General features: G+C 65.5%; 1 protein-coding gene. It reads left to right on the forward strand.

Features of this window, described 5'->3' with window-relative positions; genetic code table 11:
- Positions 1–278 (forward strand): iron-containing alcohol dehydrogenase (locus tag EN859_RS37830; RefSeq protein ID WP_135913785.1); only part of this gene is annotated, 278 nt, incomplete at both ends.

The raw sequence follows: 278 nt of genomic DNA on the forward strand, positions 1-278 counted from the left end.
GCGCGACTCGGTGGCGGTCTGCGTCGAGGAAGCGAGGGGCTTCCGGCCCGACATGGTGATCGGCATCGGCGGCGGCAGCTGTCTCGATTTCGCCAAATGCGCCGCCTTGCTGATCAGCCACGGTGGCGAGTTGCAGGGCTACTATGGCGAGTTCAAAGTCCCGGGACCAACGCTGCCGCTCATCGCCATACCGACCACGGCCGGCACAGGATCGGAGGTGACGCCCGTCGCGGTGATATCCGATCCGGACCGGACGCTCAAAGTAGGCATATCGAGCC

It is taken from the genome of Mesorhizobium sp. M00.F.Ca.ET.216.01.1.1 (assembly GCF_004010325.2).
In the GTDB taxonomy this organism is placed as follows: Bacteria; Pseudomonadota; Alphaproteobacteria; order Rhizobiales; family Rhizobiaceae; genus Mesorhizobium.